Below are 14,682 nucleotides of genomic sequence, written 5' to 3'. Positions count from 1 at the left end.
ATGGGCGGGGGTACTCAGATGCGCCTGAGTACCACCCCGGTACCGGGAAAACCCGGACAACGGGGGGCGCAGCGGGCCAGACTGCGCCCATGGACCTGAACAGCTGGGACCGCTGGAGCCGCTACCGCTTCCGCAGCGTGTGGGACCTCGACGCCGCGCCCGCACGCGTCTACGCCGTGCTGGAACAGCCCGGCGAGTACCCGGCCTGGTGGCCGCAGATACGCCGGGTCCAGCCGGTCGACGACCGCACCGGCACCGCGCTGGTCCGCTCCGTCCTGCCCTACGCGCTGCACGTCACGGCCACCGAGCTGCTCCGCGATCCCGGCCGTGGCGTCCTGGAGGTGGCGCTGCGCGGCGACATCGAGGGCTGGGCGCGGTGGACCGTACGGGCGCGGGGCGCGGTCGGCGGCGGGCGCAGCCGCGCGCTGTACGAGCAGGAGGTCGAGGTGCGCCGGCCGCTGATGCGGCGGCTCGCGCTGCCGGGGCGGCCAGTGTTCCAGCTCAACCACGCGCTGATGATGCGGGCCGGGCAGCGCGGTCTGGCGGCCCGGCTGGCGGCGTCCCCGGAAGCGGTTTGAACGAGCCCCGGGCCTTCTGTATTGTTCAGTCCGTTCCCGGGCGATTAGCTCAGCGGGAGAGCACTTCGTTCACACCGAAGGGGTCACTGGTTCGATCCCAGTATCGCCCACCATGCAGGACCTGGCTTTGACAGCGGGGCTGAACCCAGGCCCCCCGGCAGGACCTTGATGGAGTAAGCCGCAGGTCCCTTCCCCGGTCGGGGGAGGGACCTTTCGGCGTTCGCGGCCCGGTACGGGCCGCCCGCTACGCCGCCGTGGACAGGTCCGGCCGCAGCGGCCAGTGCGGATCGACGGACTCCGGCGTGCCCTGCCGCGCGAACCAGGCCTGGAGGCCGCGCGCCTGCGCCGCGTGCCACACCTGCTGGAGCGTGTGCAGCTCCGCCGGGCTCAGCCGCTCCAGCCGCCCCGCGAACCGGCGGCCCACCGCCCGCACGAGCTCCAGGGACGCCATCGCGTCCGCCGCCGCGTCGTGCGCGCCCTCCAGCTCGATCCCGTAGTGCGCGCACAGGTCGGTCAGCGTCCGGCGGCCCTTGCGGTACCGGTCCAGGTGCTTGTCCAGCACCCGCGGATCCAGCACCGTCAGCGGCCGGTTGTCCAGGTACCGCGACAGCGAGGACGCCCGGTGCCGGCGCAACTCCCGGTCCAGCAGCGTCAGATCGAACGGCGCGTTCATCACCACCACCGGCCGGCCCGCCACCTGCTGCTCCCCGAGCGCGCGGGCTATCTCCTCCACCACCGGCGCGGGCCAGCGCCCGTGCCGCTGCAGGTGCTCGTCGGTGAGCCCGTGCACCTCCGTGGCGCCTGCGGGAACCGGGACGCCGGGGTTGACCAGCCAGCGGGTGGAGCGCACCCGGCCCCCCGCACACTCCTGCACGACGAGCGCGGCGGACACGATCCGGTCCTGCTCGACGTCCACTCCGGTCGTCTCGGTGTCGAATGAGGCCAGCGGGCCCTCGTACCAGCGTGTCATGGCGAACTCCTCGTCCCCGGTCGGCAGATGGGGCGCCCCCGGGCGCCTCCGCCTCCGAGCGCGCCACCCTTGCCCGCTTCGGTGATACCCGGGCTGTTTGCCCCGTACGCCGTTTGCGGGGACCCGGCTGCGGAGACAACAACCGTGGGGGACCGTGCACATGACCGGTCGTCACTCCACCCACCACCCACTGCGGAGCCGGAAGGCATGGGGACCGGCCATGGCGCTCGCACAGCCCGAACAGAGCGGGGTGCTGGCGGGGCAGATCGATGCGCGGACCGGCACGCCGGGGGAGCCGCGGACCGGACCGCTGCGCGGCACACTCGCCACCACCGCCTGCATGGAGACCCTTCAGGTGGGATACCTGCACGCCGTCGCCGCGGCGGCCGGCTGCTCGCTCTCCCAGCCCTTCCCGGACAACGGCATCGACTGGCACGTCAGCCACGGCGCCCCCGAGCACGTCGTCGACGACGAGGTCACCGTCAAGGTGCAGTTGAAGGCGACCTACCAGATACCGCCCAGACCGGCCGGACCCACGTTCTCCTTCACCCTCGACAACGAGCACCTGGTGAAGCTGGCCCGCACCCCGGTCGCCGTCCACAAGATCCTCGTCGTGATGCTCGTCCCGCGGGAGCGCGACCAGTGGCTCGCCGCCGGGCACGACCGGCTCGACCTGAGGCACTGCTGCTACTGGACCAATCTCGCCGGGCACCCCGTGACCGGCCGGCGCCGGACCACCGTGCGGATCCCGACCACGCGGATCTTCGACGACCGGGCGCTGTGCGAGATCATGACCCGGGTCGGGTCGGGAGGGACACCTTGATGCACCGGCACTCGCCGAACCTCGAACCGCTGCCGTCCACGCCGTACGCGGACCTCGCGCACCCCGCCGCACCCGACCCCGCCAAGGTCGACCCCGTCGTCCTCGGCGCCCTGCTGCGCCGCCACGGCTGGCTGCGCCGGGGCGGGGCCGCCGGCCGCTACGGGCGCTGGACCCCGCCCGCGGGCGGTCCCGGCGCCAGCCTCCTCGTCCCGGAGAGCCGGGCCTTCCCCGACTGCGGCGACCTGCTGGAGGAGGCGCTCACCGCGCTCTCGCGCAGCGCGGTGCCGTCCGCGCGGGAGGTGCTCTGCGGGCTGAGCGTGCCGAGCGACGAGGTCCGCTGGGACCGGGAGATCCCGCCCGGCCCGTACGGGTTCCCGTCCGAGGCCGCGTGGACGGCGCAGGAACAGCTCCGCTCGGCCGCCCGCCGGCTCCTGCTGGCCGGGGCCCTGGCGGACCGGGCGCGGGCCGGCTACTACGGCGCCCGGCACCGCGCGAAGGCCGAACGGGCCCTGGACGGGGTCCTGGTGGGCCCCGCGCCCGGCGCCCGGCGGCTCACCGCGTACGTTCCCGTGGACGGCGGGCGGGGCCTGGTGACCCGGCTCCACCACGCCCTGCACGCGACCCGCGAGGCCGTGGACTACCGGCGGGCCACCGGCGGCATGGAGGCCTTCGACGCGGCCGTGGCGGCCGGGGTCAGCCGGGAGCTCGCCGACGCGCTGATCGCGCTGGTCCGGGGCACCGAGGGGGCCCGGATCGCGCTCGCCTGGGCACCGGCGGCCGGGGTGCCGGCCGGGTGCGCGGCGCGGCCGGAACCGGTGGAGTTCTCGCCCGGCGACCTCCCCGTCCTGCGCGAGGCCGCCGCCCGCTACACCCGGGACGAACCGGCCGTCCGGGTCAGCGTCACCGGCGCCGTCGTGCGGATGCGGCGCTCGGCCCCCGGGGGCGGGGGCACCGTACGGCTGCGGGTCCTCGCCGGGGCGGACGTCCCGTACGTACGGGTGGCGCTCGACGCGGAGGCGTACGGGGTGGCGGTCCACGCCCACCTGGCGGGGCTGCCGGTCAGGGTCGGCGGACGGCTCCAGCAGCGGGGCGGCTTCCGGCGGCTGACGGACGCGGCGGAGGTCGTGCCGGTGCCGCTGGACGAGGTCGAACGGGACCGGCTGATGAAATCGCTGGACGCGGCGTTCGACGCGCCGGACGTGCTGCCGGGGGACGCGTAGGCGTCCGCCGGGCGGGGGGCCGTCGCGGTGCAGCGGTCCCCGGCTCCGCCGGGCACCGGGCACGGCCCGCGCCCCGGACCCGCGCCCCGTACGCCGGCCCGGGGCGCGGGGGCCGGCGGGGGCCCGGCCGCCCGCGGCCGCGCGTAGCCTGGGCACTCCCGCCCGCGACCCCGAGGATCCCGCATGCCGAGCCCGCTCATCCGCCCGCTGGACCTGGCCGACGAGGCCACGGCGGGGGCCGTGCACCGGATCGGCCGGGCGGCGTACGCGGTGGAGGCCGGGCTGATCGGGTTCGACGGCATCCCCGCCCTGCACGAGAGCCTCGACGAGATGCGGGCGCGGCCGCTGCGGTGGCTCGGCGCGGTGTCCGGCGAGGGCGTGCTCGCCGGTTTCCTCGCCTGGGAGGAGGAACCGGACGGCGTCGTCGGCGTCGACCGGCTCTGCGTGGACCCGGCCTGGTTCCGCCGGGGCATCGCCTCCCTGCTGCTGCGCCACGTACTGGCGGAGCTCTTCCCGGACCGCCGCGTCGAGGTGACCACGGGTGCCGAGAACGCCCCCGCGGTGACCCTGTACGAGCGCCTCGGCTTCCTCCGCGGCCCGGACTTCTCACCCGCCCCGGGGCTGCGCATGGCGTCGTTCGGCCGGCCGCCGACGCCGGCCCGGAGCTGAGCCGCCCGTCCGCGGGCCGGTCCGGTCCGGGCCGTCCGGTGACCGCGGGCGTGCCCCGCCGATAACCGTTTAGGGGCGCCGCCCCTCCGCTCGGTACGATTCAGGCGCGCAGTGTTCGCTCGCGCACCCCCTGAGTCAGGAGAGACCGGTGTCAGACGTCCGTGTGATCATCCAACGCGATTCCGAGCGGGACGAGCGCGTGGTGGCCACGGGCACTACGGCGGCGGAGCTCTTCGCCGGCGAGCGCACCATCGTCGCCGCCCGCATCGCCGGTGAGCTGAAGGACCTCGCGTACGAGGTGAAGGACGGCGAGACCGTCGAGCCGGTGGAGATCTCCTCCGAGGACGGCCTGAACATCCTGCGCCACTCGGCCGCCCACGTCATGGCCCAGGCCGTGCAGGAGCTCTTCCCCGAGGCCAAGCTGGGCATCGGCCCGCCGGTCCGGGACGGCTTCTACTACGACTTCGACGTGGCCAGGCCCTTCACCCCCGAGGACCTCAAGGTCATCGAGAAGAAGATGCAGGAGATCCAGAAGCGCGGGCAGAAGTTCGCCCGCCGCGTGGTCACCGACGAGGCCGCCCGCGAGGAGCTCGCCGACGAGCCGTACAAGCTGGAGCTCATCGGCATCAAGGGCTCCGCGTCGACCGACGACGGCGCGAACGTCGAGGTGGGCGCCGGCGAGCTGACCATCTACGACAACCTCGACGCGAAGACCGGCGAGCTGTGCTGGAAGGACCTCTGCCGGGGTCCCCACCTGCCCACCACCCGCACCATCCCGGCCTTCAAGCTCATGCGCAACGCCGCCGCCTACTGGCGCGGCAGCGAGAAGAACCCGATGCTCCAGCGCATCTACGGCACCGCGTGGCCGTCGAAGGAGGAGCTGAAGGCGCACCTCGACTTCCTCGCCGAGGCCGAGAAGCGCGACCACCGCAAGCTCGGCAGCGAGCTCGACCTCTTCTCCGTCCCGGACGAGATCGGCTCCGGCCTCGCCGTCTTCCACCCGCGCGGCGGCGTCATCCGCCGGACCATGGAGGACTACTCGCGCCGCCGGCACGAGGAGGAGGGCTACGAGTTCGTCTACACCCCGCACGCCACCAAGGGCGCCCTCTTCGAGAAGAGCGGCCACCTGGACTGGTACGCGGAGGGCATGTACCCCCCCATGCAGCTCGACGGTGGTACCGACTACTACCTCAAGCCCATGAACTGCCCGATGCACAACCTGATCTTCGACGCGCGCGGCCGCTCCTACCGCGAACTGCCGCTGCGCCTCTTCGAGTTCGGCACCGTGTACCGGTACGAGAAGTCGGGCGTCGTGCACGGCCTGACCCGCGCCCGGGGCTTCACCCAGGACGACGCACACATCTACTGCACCCGCGAGCAGATGGCCGAGGAGCTCGACCGCACGCTCACCTTCGTGCTGAACCTGCTCCGCGACTACGGCCTGACCGACTTCTACCTGGAGCTCTCCACCAAGGACCCGGAGAAGTTCGTCGGCTCGGACGAGGCCTGGGAGGAGGCCACCGCCGTCCTTCAGTCGGTCGCCGAGAAGCAGGGCCTGCCCCTGGTCCCGGACCCGGGCGGCGCCGCGTTCTACGGCCCGAAGATCTCCGTCCAGTGCCGTGACGCCATCGGCCGCACCTGGCAGATGTCGACCGTCCAGCTCGACTTCAACCTCCCGGAGCGCTTCAACCTGGAGTACACCGCGCCGGACGGATCGCGCCAGCGCCCGGTCATGATCCACCGCGCGCTGTTCGGCTCGATCGAGCGGTTCTTCGCCGTACTGCTGGAGCACTACGCGGGCGCCATGCCGCCGTGGCTGGCCCCGGTCCAGGCGGTCGGCATCCCGATCGGCGACGGGCACGTGGAGTACCTGCAGGAGTTCGCCGCCGAGGCGAAGAAGCAGGGGCTGCGGGTCGAGGTGGACGCCTCCTCCGACCGCATGCAGAAGAAGATCCGCAACCACCAGAAGCTCAAGGTCCCGTTCATGGTCATCGTCGGTGACGAGGACATGGCCGCGGGCACCGTCTCCTTCCGCTACCGCGACGGTTCGCAGGAGAACGGCATCGCGAAGGACGAGGCCCTGGCCAAGCTGGCCAAGGTCGTCGCGGACCGCGTCCAGGTCTGAGCGGACCGCGTCCGCGTCTGATCCGCGCACGGCGCGCACGGCGGGCCCCCGGGGGAGCGATCGCTTTCCCGGGGGCCTTCCTCGTCCGCTCGGGCAAGGTCATATGCTGCATCCCATGACGATTGAGCCGGAGCAGCAGATCGGTGTGGGCACGCAGGACGCGTTCCAGCGTCTGTGGACGCCCCACCGGATGGCCTACATCCAGGGGGAGAACAAGCCGACCGGCCCGGAGGCCGGGGACGGCTGTCCCTTCTGCGGGATCCCGGAGATGTCGGACCAGGACGGCCTGGTCGTGGCGCGGGGCCGGCACGTCTACGCGGTGCTCAACCTCTACCCGTACAACGGGGGCCACCTGATGGTCGTCCCGTACCGGCACGTCGCCGACTACACCGAGCTGGACGGGCCGGAGACGGCGGAGCTGGCCGCCCTCACGAAGCGGGCGATGGCCGCGCTGCGCAAGGCGTCCGGGGCGCACGGCTTCAACATCGGCATGAACCAGGGCGCGGCCGCGGGGGCGGGCATCGCCGCGCACCTGCACCAGCACATCGTGCCCCGCTGGGGCGGCGACACCAACTTCATGCCGGTGGTGGGCCACACCAAGGTGCTGCCCCAACTCCTCGCGGACACCCGCCAGATGCTGGCCGACGCCTGGCCCGTCGACTAGGACGGTCCGGCGCCGGACCTTCCCGGGCCACCGGCCCGGCCGGGGTCCTGGCCCCGGCGCTCGCGCCAGGTGCGCAGCACGGCTTCCACGTCGAACTCCGCCACGTTGAGCGGAGGTCCCGGCGGCGGCATGCGCAGGGCCGCCCGGATCTTCTCGTTGACCTCGGTGAGGGTGGCCCGTACCTGGCGTTCGGAGCGGGCCGCCAGGGCCTTCTCCAGGGCGTCCTCGGCCTCCTTGCGGAGGGCGAGGGCCGGGGGCAGGACGGCGAACCCCTCGCGGTGCAGCTTCCCCTTGATCCACCACAGCTCGTCGTACGGGGCGTCGAGCGAGGCGAGCGGCTTCCCGTAGCCGGGAAGGTCCTCGAAGTCCCCGCGGGCGGCGGCCTCCCGGATCTGCCGGTCCACGAACGTCTCGAAGCCGACGCCAGGCGGTTTGCGCTCGGTCACGGGTCGCTCCTCCGGTGCGTACGGATGCCCTGGACTGCCCCTTCAGCGTAACCGGGGGGCCGACCGGCACGGCCGGGGGAGGAGCCGCTAGCCGTCGTACGCGTCCGCCTTGCGCGGTGACGGTTCCTGGATCATGCCGCTCATGATCGAGGAGCGGTTGGTGAAACGCTCGGTGTCGACGCCGTTCTCCTCCAGGACCTTGAAGGTCGCGGCGTGCACGGACCGCAGGACCGGGGCCACGGTGCGCAGGGCGTCGTCCGCCATGAACCGGTGGCGCCACATCGAGCCGGCCCACACGTGGCGGACGCCGAAGGGCTCGGGCAGGACCAGCTTGCCGCCGAGGTAGTCCAGGATCGGCGGGTACCACGTGAGCGGGGCGCGAACGGCGAGGCGCACCACCTCGGTGGCGTCGACCAGCGGGAGCGAGCGCTCCGTGGTCTCCCAGAAGCGGATGCTCTTGGGCACCTCCACCGTCGGGGCCTTGGACTTCGTGGTGAACAGACCGTTCACGGGGCCCAGGGCGTGCGCCGTAACGTCCACGCGGAGCGTCTTGTACAGCACGGTGACGGTCACCAGCATGGTGATGACGAGCTGGCCGTCCCAGAGCGGGTACTGGATGCCGAGGTAGTGCCGGTTGCCCGCGTTGAACTGCTGCTCGTTGCAGATCCGGGTGATCTCGTGCGGCTTGATCAGGAAGGTGTCGACGTTCTCGCCGGTGGGGCGGGCCACCTCGTCGGCGCCCTCGCCGACCGGCGTCACGATCCAGTGCTGGATGGCGGCGGGCGGGAACCCGCCGGTGTGCAGGGGGCCGCGCTCCAGCTTGCGGAGCTGGGCGTCGATCGCGCGTATGACGTCCCAGCTGCGGAACGGGTGGATCTCGGCGACGCCCTCCTTGGGCGCGAGCTCCTCGGCCATCTGCCAGTTGCCCCACCGGACGCCCATGCCCAGGATGCCCTTGGAGCCCGCGTAGAAGACCGAGTTGCTGCGGTCCTCGGCGGTCAGCTTGGCCAGCTGGTGCCGGAGGTCCTCGCGGGCCTTCTCGTCCGGGTTGCCGGGTACCGCCTCGGGGATCTTGGCGGCGACGCCGCCGCCGCCCAGCAGCCCGTCCCAGCGCGAGCGCAGGTCGGCGGCGGTCGCCTCGCAGATCCGGCGGGCGAGCAGCCAGCCCAGGGCCGGGGCGATGATCATGGCGCGCAGGTACAGGCCGAGGAACCCGGTGAACGGCAGCCGGAACATCAGCACGGCCACCAGGACGGCCACCCCGACGAGCAGGAGGGTGCCGATCCAGGAGGCGCGCTTGCCGTCGCCGGACGCCAGCGACCTGCGGAGCTGGAAGAGGCCCAGCCACAGCAGCAGGCCGGGCAGGAACAGCACGCCGCAGACCAGCATGATCAGGCGGAGCTTGCGGTCGCGCTCCTTGCGGATCCGGGACGCGGCCAGGCAGTGCTCGACGACGGTCTGCGGATCGGCGCCGAAGGACTGGATCAGCGGCTTGCGGCCGGCGCCGAGGGTGCGCGCCTCGACGGCCCGGCAGAAGGCCTCGCCGAGGCTGGGCTCGAAGAGGGAGATCTTCGGGGGTTTGACCGTGGACGCGTGGTGCTCGCTGTTGGCGCCGAGTATGAGGGCGAGCCCGGTGTCCTTCGCGCCGTCCCGGTACGCCGCGGAGGCCAGGGCGTTGGTCGCCGCCGTCTGCCCGCCGCCCCCCTGGAGGGGAATCTGCGCCCCGGGCCTGAAGTCGAATCCGTCGTCCGCCACCGCTGCCCCCATCGCTGTGCGTCGTGCCTTTTGGTGCGCCGACGAGCTTATCGGCGGATCTCGCCCCGTGGTCATGGGACAGGGAAATGCCGCCCGCCGCAAGCGGGTTGGCTGGGCGGCCGTTCGGTGACTAGCTCAACTGGCGGCTCGTATCGGTCTGTTCGCGCACCTTGTCCGCGATGTGGGACGGCACGGGTTCGTGGCGCACGTAGGCCCGGGCGAAGCCGCCGGTGCCGTGCGAGACGGAGCGCAGCTCGACGGCGTAGCGGCCGATCTCGATCTCCGGGACCTCGGCGCGCACGCGGGTGCGCCCGGGGCCGGCCTGCTCGGTGCCGACGACGCGGCCGCGGCGGCCCGCGAGGTCGCTCATGACCGGGCCGACGTACTCGTCCGGCACGAGGACGGAGAGCTCCGCGACCGGTTCGAGGAGGTCGATGCGGGCCCCGGCCGCCGCCTCGCGCAGGGCGAGCGCGCCGGCGGTCTGGAAGGCGGCGTCGGAGGAGTCCACCGAGTGCGCCTTGCCGTCGAGGAGGGTGACGCGCACGTCGACCAGCGGGTGGCCGGCGACGACCCCCCGGGCGGCCTGGGCGCGTACGCCCTTCTCCACGGACGGGATGAACTGCCGGGGCACGGAGCCGCCGACCACCCGGTCGACGAACTCGACGCCGCTGCCGGGCGGGAGCGGCTCCACCTCGATCTCGCAGATCGCGAACTGGCCGTGGCCGCCGGACTGCTTCACGTGCCGGCCGCGCCCGGCGGCCTTCGCGCCGAAGGTCTCGCGCAGGCTGACCTTGTGCGGGACCGGGTCGACCTGGACGCCGTACCGGGTGCGCAGCCGCTCCAGGGTGACCTCCTGGTGGGCCTCGCCGAGGCACCACAGGACGAGCTGGCGGGTGTGGGGGTTCTGCTCCAGCCGCAGGGTGGGGTCCTCGGCGACCAGGCGCGCCAGGCCCTGGGAGAGCTTGTCCTCGTCGGCCTTGCTGTGGGCCTCGACGGCGAGGGGGAGCAGCGGGTCGGGCATGGGCCAGGGCTCCATGAGGAGCGGGCGCTCCTTGGCGGACAGGGTGTCGCCGGTCTCGGCGCGGGTCAGCTTGGCCACGCAGGCGAGGTCGCCGGCGATGCACCGGTCCAGCCCCCGCTGCTGCTTGCCGAAGGGGGAGGTCAGGGTGCCGATCCGCTCCTGGAGGTCGTGGTCCTCGTGGCCGCGGTCGGCGAGTCCGTGGCCGGAGACGTGGACGGTCGCCTCGGGGCGCAGGGTGCCGGAGAAGACGCGGACGAGGGACACACGGCCGACGTACGGGTCGGAGGAGGTCTTGACGACCTCGGCGACGAGGGGGCCGTCGGGATCGCAGGTGACGTCGGGGCGGGCGGCGCCGTCGGGCGCGGTCACGGTCAGGGCGGCGCGCTCCAGCGGCGTGGGGAAGCCGCCGGTCACGAGTTCGAGGAGTTCCACGGTGCCCAGGCCCTGGCGGGCGCCGTCGGCGGCGGGGGCGGCCATCAGGACGGGGTGGAAGGTGCCGCGGGCGACGGCGCGCTCCAGGTCGCCGACGAGGGTCCCGAGGCCGATGTCCTCGCCGCCGAGGTAGCGGTCCATGAGGCCCTCGTCCTCGCTCTCGGCGATGATCCCCTCGATCAGGCGGGAGCGGGCCGCGTCGATGAGGGCCTGCTCGGCCGGGTCCGGGTCGCGCTCGGCGCGCTCACCGGAGGCGTAGTCGTACGCGCGCTGCGACAGCAGGCCGAGGAGGCCGGTGACCGGGGCGTGCCCGTCGGGCCCGGCGGGGCCGTACAGGGGCAGGTAGAGCGGGATGACGGCGTCGGGGTCGTCGGCGCCGAAGGCGTCGCCGCAGACGGACGCCATCCGGTCGTAGTCGGCGCGGGCCGCCTCCAGGTGCGTGACGACGATGGCGCGGGGCATCCCGACGGCCGCGCACTCGTCCCAGACCGCGCGGGTGGCCCCGGACAGGCCCTCGGCGCCGTCCGCGGCCGAGACGACGAAGAGGGCCGCGTCCGCGGCGCGCAGACCGGCCCTGAGCTCTCCGACGAAGTCGGCGTATCCCGGGGTGTCCAGGATGTTGATCTTGATTCCGTCCCAGGCGACCGGGACGAGGGACAGCTGGACGGAGCGCCGGCGCCGGTGCTCGATCTCGTCGTAGTCGGAGACGGTGGCGCCGTCCTCGACCCGGCCGGCCCGGTTCACGGCTCCGGCGGTCAGGGCCAGGGCCTCGACGAGGGTGGTCTTCCCCGACCCGCTGTGGCCGACCAGCACGACGTTCCGTACGGACGAGGGGCGGTCGGCCGTCAGTGCCCTGCCGGCGGCTCCGGATTGGTGTGATGTGGCTCCCATGGTGCTCGTGCCTCCCGAGGGTGACGGTGAGGAGGTAAACGGGGTCCTTCGAGCTTTGCACCGGTGTCACACCGCGTCCATACGTCGTACCGGGGACGTACCGGTGGCGCTCCGGGAGGCGGCGGAGGGATGAAGTGCGGCCCCCGCGGCCCGAACCGGTGGGTGCGCGGCGTCCGGGAGGCGGCGTGCTGGCTACGATGGGCCAGCCGGTGGCCGTGGTGGCCGTGCGGCCCAGCGACCCTCCGGGAAGGCCATGCTGAACAAGTACGCGCGTGCATTCTTCACGCGTGTTCTCACGCCATTCGCCGCATTTCTGCTCCGGCGGGGGGTGAGTCCGGACGCGGTCACCCTGATCGGCACGGCCGGAGTGGCGGCGGGAGCGCTGGTCTTCTACCCCCGGGGCGAGTTCTTCTGGGGCACGATCACCATCACCCTCTTCGTCTTCTCCGACCTGGTGGACGGGAACATGGCCCGCCAGGCCGGCGTCTCCAGCCGGTGGGGCGCCTTCCTCGACTCCACCCTCGACCGGGTCGCGGACGCGGCGATCTTCGGCGGGCTCGCGCTCTGGTACGCGGGCTCCGGGAACGACAACGCGCTCTGCGCCGTCGCGATCTTCTGCCTCGCCAGCGGCCAGGTGGTCTCGTACACCAAGGCCCGCGGCGAGTCGATCGGGCTTCCGGTCGCCGTCAACGGCCTCATCGAGCGCGCCGAGCGGCTGGTGATCTCACTGGTCGCCGCCGGCCTCTCCGGCCTGCAGATCTTCGGCGTCCCCTCGTGGATCGGGGTCCTGCTCCCGGTCGCGCTGTGGATCGTCGCCGCCGGCTCCCTCGTCACCCTGATCCAGCGGGTGGTCACCGTACGCCGCGAGGCCGCCGAGGCCGACGCCGCCGCCGCGGCCGCCGCCGAAGGGGGCGCCGCCTGATGGGCACCGCACAGGACAAGCTGGTCGACGGGCTGTACGGGCTCGGCTGGGCCGGCGTCAAGAAGCTGCCCGAGCCGGCCGCGGTCGCCCTCGGCCGCCGGATCGCGGACTTCGCGTGGAAGCGCCGCGGCAAGAGCGTGCTGCGACTGGAGTCCAACCTGGCCCGGGTGGTGCCGGACGCCGGACCGGAGCGGCTGCGCGAGCTGTCCAAGGCCGGCATGCGCTCCTACATGCGGTACTGGATGGAATCGTTCCGGCTGCCCACCATGGATCCGAAGCGGTTCGGCACCGACGTGCAGATGAAGGACGACCACATCCTGCGCGAGGCCCTCGCCTCCGGCCGCGGGGTCATCGTCGCCCTGCCGCACCTGGCCAACTGGGACCTCGCCGGGGCCTGGGCCACCGGCCACATCGGCGTGCCGCTCACCACGGTCGCCGAGCGGCTCAAGCCCGAGTCCCTCTACGACCGCTTCGTGGCCTACCGGGAGAGCCTCGGCATGGAGGTCCTGCCCCACAACGGCGGCGCCGCCTTCGGCACCCTCGCCCGCCGGCTCCGCTCCGGCGGCCTCGTCTGCCTCGTCGCCGACCGCGACCTGTCCGCGTCCGGCGTCGAGGTGGACTTCTTCGGCGCCACGGCGCGCATGCCGGCCGGCCCGGCGCTGCTCGCCCAGCACACGGGCGCGGCGCTGCTCCCCGCCACCCTGTACTACGGGGACGCGCCCCAGCTGTACGGCCGCATCCACCCCGAGGTGGAGGTGCCGAAGGCGGGTACCCGGACCGAGAAGACCAGCGCCGTGACGCAGGCGCTCGCGGACGTCTTCGCGCGGGGCATCGCGGAGCACCCGCAGGACTGGCACATGCTCCAGCGCCTGTGGCTCGACGACCTGGAGGAGCGCCCGTAGTGAAGATCGGCATCGTGTGTCCGTACTCGTGGGACGTGCCGGGCGGCGTCCAGTTCCACATCCGCGACCTGGCGGAGCACCTGATCGGCCTCGGCCACGAGGTGTCGGTGCTGGCCCCGGCCGACGACGAGACCCCGCTGCCGCCGTACGTGGTCCCGGCGGGACGGGCGGTGCCGGTGCCGTACAACGGGTCGGTGGCCCGGCTGAACTTCGGCTTCCTCTCGGCGGCCCGCGTGCGCCGCTGGCTGCACGACGGGTTCTTCGACGTCCTCCACATCCACGAGCCCGCCTCGCCCTCCCTGGGACTGCTGGCCTGCTGGGCGGCGCAGGGCCCCATCGTGGCCACCTTCCACACCTCGAACCCCCGCTCGCGGGCGATGATCGCCGCGTACCCGATCCTGCAGCCCGCGCTGGAGAAGATCAGCGCCCGGATCGCGGTGAGCGAGTACGCGCGGCGCACCCTCGTGGAGCACCTGGGCGGCGACGCGGTGGTGATCCCGAACGGGGTCGACGTGGACTTCTTCGCCAAGGCCGAGCCCAAGGCGGAGTGGGGCGGGCAGACGCTCGGCTTCATCGGCCGCATCGACGAGCCCCGCAAGGGCCTGCCGGTGCTGATGGCGGCTTTCCCGAAGATCGTGGAGGCCTGCCCGGACGTAAGGCTGCTGGTCGCCGGCCGCGGCGACGAGGAGGAGGCGGTCGCCTCCCTGCCCGCGGACCTGCGGGCGCGGGTGCAGTTCCTCGGCATGGTCTCGGACGAGGACAAGGCGCGGCTGCTGCGCAGCGTGGACGTGTACGTCGCCCCCAACACCGGCGGCGAGAGCTTCGGCATCATCCTCGTCGAGGCCCTGTCGGCGGGCGCGGCGGTACTGGCCTCGGACCTCGACGCCTTCGCGCAGGTCCTGGACCAGGGCGGGGCGGGAGACCTCTTCGCCAACGAGAACGCCGACGCCCTCGCGGCCGGCGCGATCGCCCTCCTGCGGGACCCGGCCCGGCGTGCCGAGCTCAGCGACCGCGGCTCGGCGCACGTGCGCCGCTTCGACTGGTCCACGGTCGCCGCCGACATCCTGGCCGTCTACGAGACGGTGACCGACGGCGCGGCGGCGGTGGCCGAGGACGAACGCGTCCCCCTCCGCACCCGGCTCGGCCTCACCCGGGACGCCTGACCGCGTCGGCGGCGGCCCGGCGGCCCGGCGGTCCCGGCCGGACCCGGCCGGGCCCGCCGGAGCGCCGCCCTGCCCACAGGGGCTGACCGGGGCCGGGGCGG

Annotated in this window: 13 protein-coding genes and 1 tRNA gene; 10 read left to right on the top strand and 4 right to left on the bottom strand. The window is 73.4% G+C overall.

The annotated features are described in order from the left end of the window. Positions 1-89: 89 nt before the first annotated feature. Both ACFWTC_RS10995 and ACFWTC_RS10990 read left to right on the top strand, forming a co-directional pair. Complete coding sequence (locus ACFWTC_RS10995; RefSeq protein WP_383923373.1) at positions 90-578, top strand: SRPBCC family protein; 489 nt, start codon at positions 90-92, stop codon at positions 576-578. A 38-nt stretch (positions 579-616) separates the two neighbouring features. Next, a tRNA-Val gene (locus ACFWTC_RS10990) sits at positions 617-691 on the top strand. Positions 692-822: 131 nt separating this feature from the next. On the opposite strand, the gene ACFWTC_RS10985 is transcribed toward ACFWTC_RS10990, so the two are convergent. After that, positions 823-1,548 carry a 3'-5' exonuclease gene (locus ACFWTC_RS10985; RefSeq protein ID WP_383923370.1) on the bottom strand — a complete coding sequence of 242 codons (726 nt, stop codon included), beginning with the start codon at positions 1,546-1,548 and terminating at the stop codon, positions 823-825. Between the two features lie 220 nt (positions 1,549-1,768). Between ACFWTC_RS10985 and ACFWTC_RS10980 the strand changes: the two genes are divergently transcribed. From ACFWTC_RS10980 to ACFWTC_RS10960, 5 genes are all read left to right on the top strand, one after another. After that, positions 1,769-2,371, top strand: a complete 603-nt coding sequence (locus ACFWTC_RS10980; protein WP_383923367.1) for a DUF4365 domain-containing protein — start codon at positions 1,769-1,771, stop codon at positions 2,369-2,371. Then, positions 2,371-3,591, top strand: coding sequence for a hypothetical protein (locus ACFWTC_RS10975; RefSeq protein WP_383923364.1), 1,221 nt, complete (start codon positions 2,371-2,373; stop codon positions 3,589-3,591). Before ACFWTC_RS10980 ends, ACFWTC_RS10975 begins: the two co-directional genes overlap by 1 nt. A 183-nt stretch (positions 3,592-3,774) precedes the next feature. After that, entirely contained in the window at positions 3,775-4,260 is a 486-nt protein-coding gene (locus ACFWTC_RS10970; protein ID WP_383923361.1) for a GNAT family N-acetyltransferase, read from the top strand. Positions 4,261-4,408: 148 nt separating this feature from the next. Beyond that, positions 4,409-6,385: a threonine--tRNA ligase gene (thrS, locus tag ACFWTC_RS10965; protein ID WP_384028096.1), complete on the top strand. Its 1,977-nt coding sequence runs from the start codon at positions 4,409-4,411 to the stop codon at positions 6,383-6,385. Positions 6,386-6,488: 103 nt separating this feature from the next. Then, a complete protein-coding gene (locus ACFWTC_RS10960) occupies positions 6,489-7,049 on the top strand; it encodes an HIT family protein (protein WP_383923356.1) in 561 nt (186 codons plus the stop codon). Here ACFWTC_RS10960 and ACFWTC_RS10955 read toward each other — a convergent pair. From ACFWTC_RS10955 to ACFWTC_RS10945, 3 genes are all read right to left on the bottom strand, one after another. After that, on the bottom strand, positions 7,046-7,495 hold the full coding sequence (locus tag ACFWTC_RS10955) for a DUF1992 domain-containing protein (protein ID WP_383923354.1): 450 nt from the start codon (positions 7,493-7,495) through the stop codon (positions 7,046-7,048). The genes ACFWTC_RS10960 and ACFWTC_RS10955 overlap by 4 nt on opposite strands. Before the next feature lie 87 nt (positions 7,496-7,582). Beyond that, on the bottom strand, positions 7,583-9,250 hold the full coding sequence (locus tag ACFWTC_RS10950; protein ID WP_383923351.1) for a hypothetical protein: 1,668 nt from the start codon (positions 9,248-9,250) through the stop codon (positions 7,583-7,585). A 130-nt stretch (positions 9,251-9,380) separates the two neighbouring features. After that, positions 9,381-11,594 carry an elongation factor G-like protein EF-G2 gene (locus ACFWTC_RS10945; RefSeq protein WP_383923348.1) on the bottom strand — a complete coding sequence of 738 codons (2,214 nt, stop codon included), beginning with the start codon at positions 11,592-11,594 and terminating at the stop codon, positions 9,381-9,383. 253 nt (positions 11,595-11,847) lie between these two features. On the opposite strand from ACFWTC_RS10945, the gene pgsA reads away from it, so the two are divergent. From pgsA to ACFWTC_RS10930, 3 genes are read left to right on the top strand one after another with little or no spacing between them, the layout of a single operon-like run. After that, a complete protein-coding gene (gene pgsA, locus ACFWTC_RS10940; RefSeq protein ID WP_383923345.1) occupies positions 11,848-12,516 on the top strand; it encodes a phosphatidylinositol phosphate synthase in 669 nt (222 codons plus the stop codon). Beyond that, entirely contained in the window at positions 12,516-13,418 is a 903-nt protein-coding gene (locus tag ACFWTC_RS10935; RefSeq protein ID WP_384028095.1) for a phosphatidylinositol mannoside acyltransferase, read from the top strand. Before pgsA ends, ACFWTC_RS10935 begins: the two co-directional genes overlap by 1 nt. Continuing rightward, the gene (locus tag ACFWTC_RS10930) at positions 13,418-14,581 is read left to right on the top strand and encodes a glycosyltransferase family 4 protein (RefSeq protein ID WP_383923340.1); all 1,164 of its coding nucleotides are present in this window, start codon (positions 13,418-13,420) and stop codon (positions 14,579-14,581) included. Before ACFWTC_RS10935 ends, ACFWTC_RS10930 begins: the two co-directional genes overlap by 1 nt. The last annotated feature ends 101 nt before the right edge of the window (positions 14,582-14,682 follow it).

It is taken from the genome of Streptomyces sp. NPDC058619, assembly GCF_042717785.1.
Lineage (GTDB): Bacteria > Actinomycetota > Actinomycetes > Streptomycetales > Streptomycetaceae > Streptomyces.
The sequence above is the reverse complement of the archived record's forward strand: the minus strand, read 5'-3'. Positions and strand labels throughout refer to the sequence as shown.

What these genes read in the sequence shown, in the direction of transcription:
- ACFWTC_RS10980 (WP_383923367.1), top strand. Translation starts at nt 1,769, where the DNA reads ATGGCGCTCGCACAGCCCGAACAGAGCGGGGTGCTGGCGGGGCAGATC.
- ACFWTC_RS10995 (WP_383923373.1), top strand. Translation starts at nt 90, where the DNA reads ATGGACCTGAACAGCTGGGACCGCTGGAGCCGCTACCGCTTCCGCAGC.
- ACFWTC_RS10985 (WP_383923370.1), bottom strand. Translation starts at nt 1,548, where the DNA reads ATGACACGCTGGTACGAGGGCCCGCTGGCCTCATTCGACACCGAGACG.
- ACFWTC_RS10945 (WP_383923348.1), bottom strand. Translation starts at nt 11,594, where the DNA reads ATGGGAGCCACATCACACCAATCCGGAGCCGCCGGCAGGGCACTGACG.
- ACFWTC_RS10975 (WP_383923364.1), top strand. Translation starts at nt 2,371, where the DNA reads ATGCACCGGCACTCGCCGAACCTCGAACCGCTGCCGTCCACGCCGTAC.
- pgsA (WP_383923345.1), top strand. Translation starts at nt 11,848, where the DNA reads ATGCTGAACAAGTACGCGCGTGCATTCTTCACGCGTGTTCTCACGCCA.
- ACFWTC_RS10960 (WP_383923356.1), top strand. Translation starts at nt 6,489, where the DNA reads ATGCTGCATCCCATGACGATTGAGCCGGAGCAGCAGATCGGTGTGGGC.
- ACFWTC_RS10935 (WP_384028095.1), top strand. Translation starts at nt 12,516, where the DNA reads ATGGGCACCGCACAGGACAAGCTGGTCGACGGGCTGTACGGGCTCGGC.
- ACFWTC_RS10970 (WP_383923361.1), top strand. Translation starts at nt 3,775, where the DNA reads ATGCCGAGCCCGCTCATCCGCCCGCTGGACCTGGCCGACGAGGCCACG.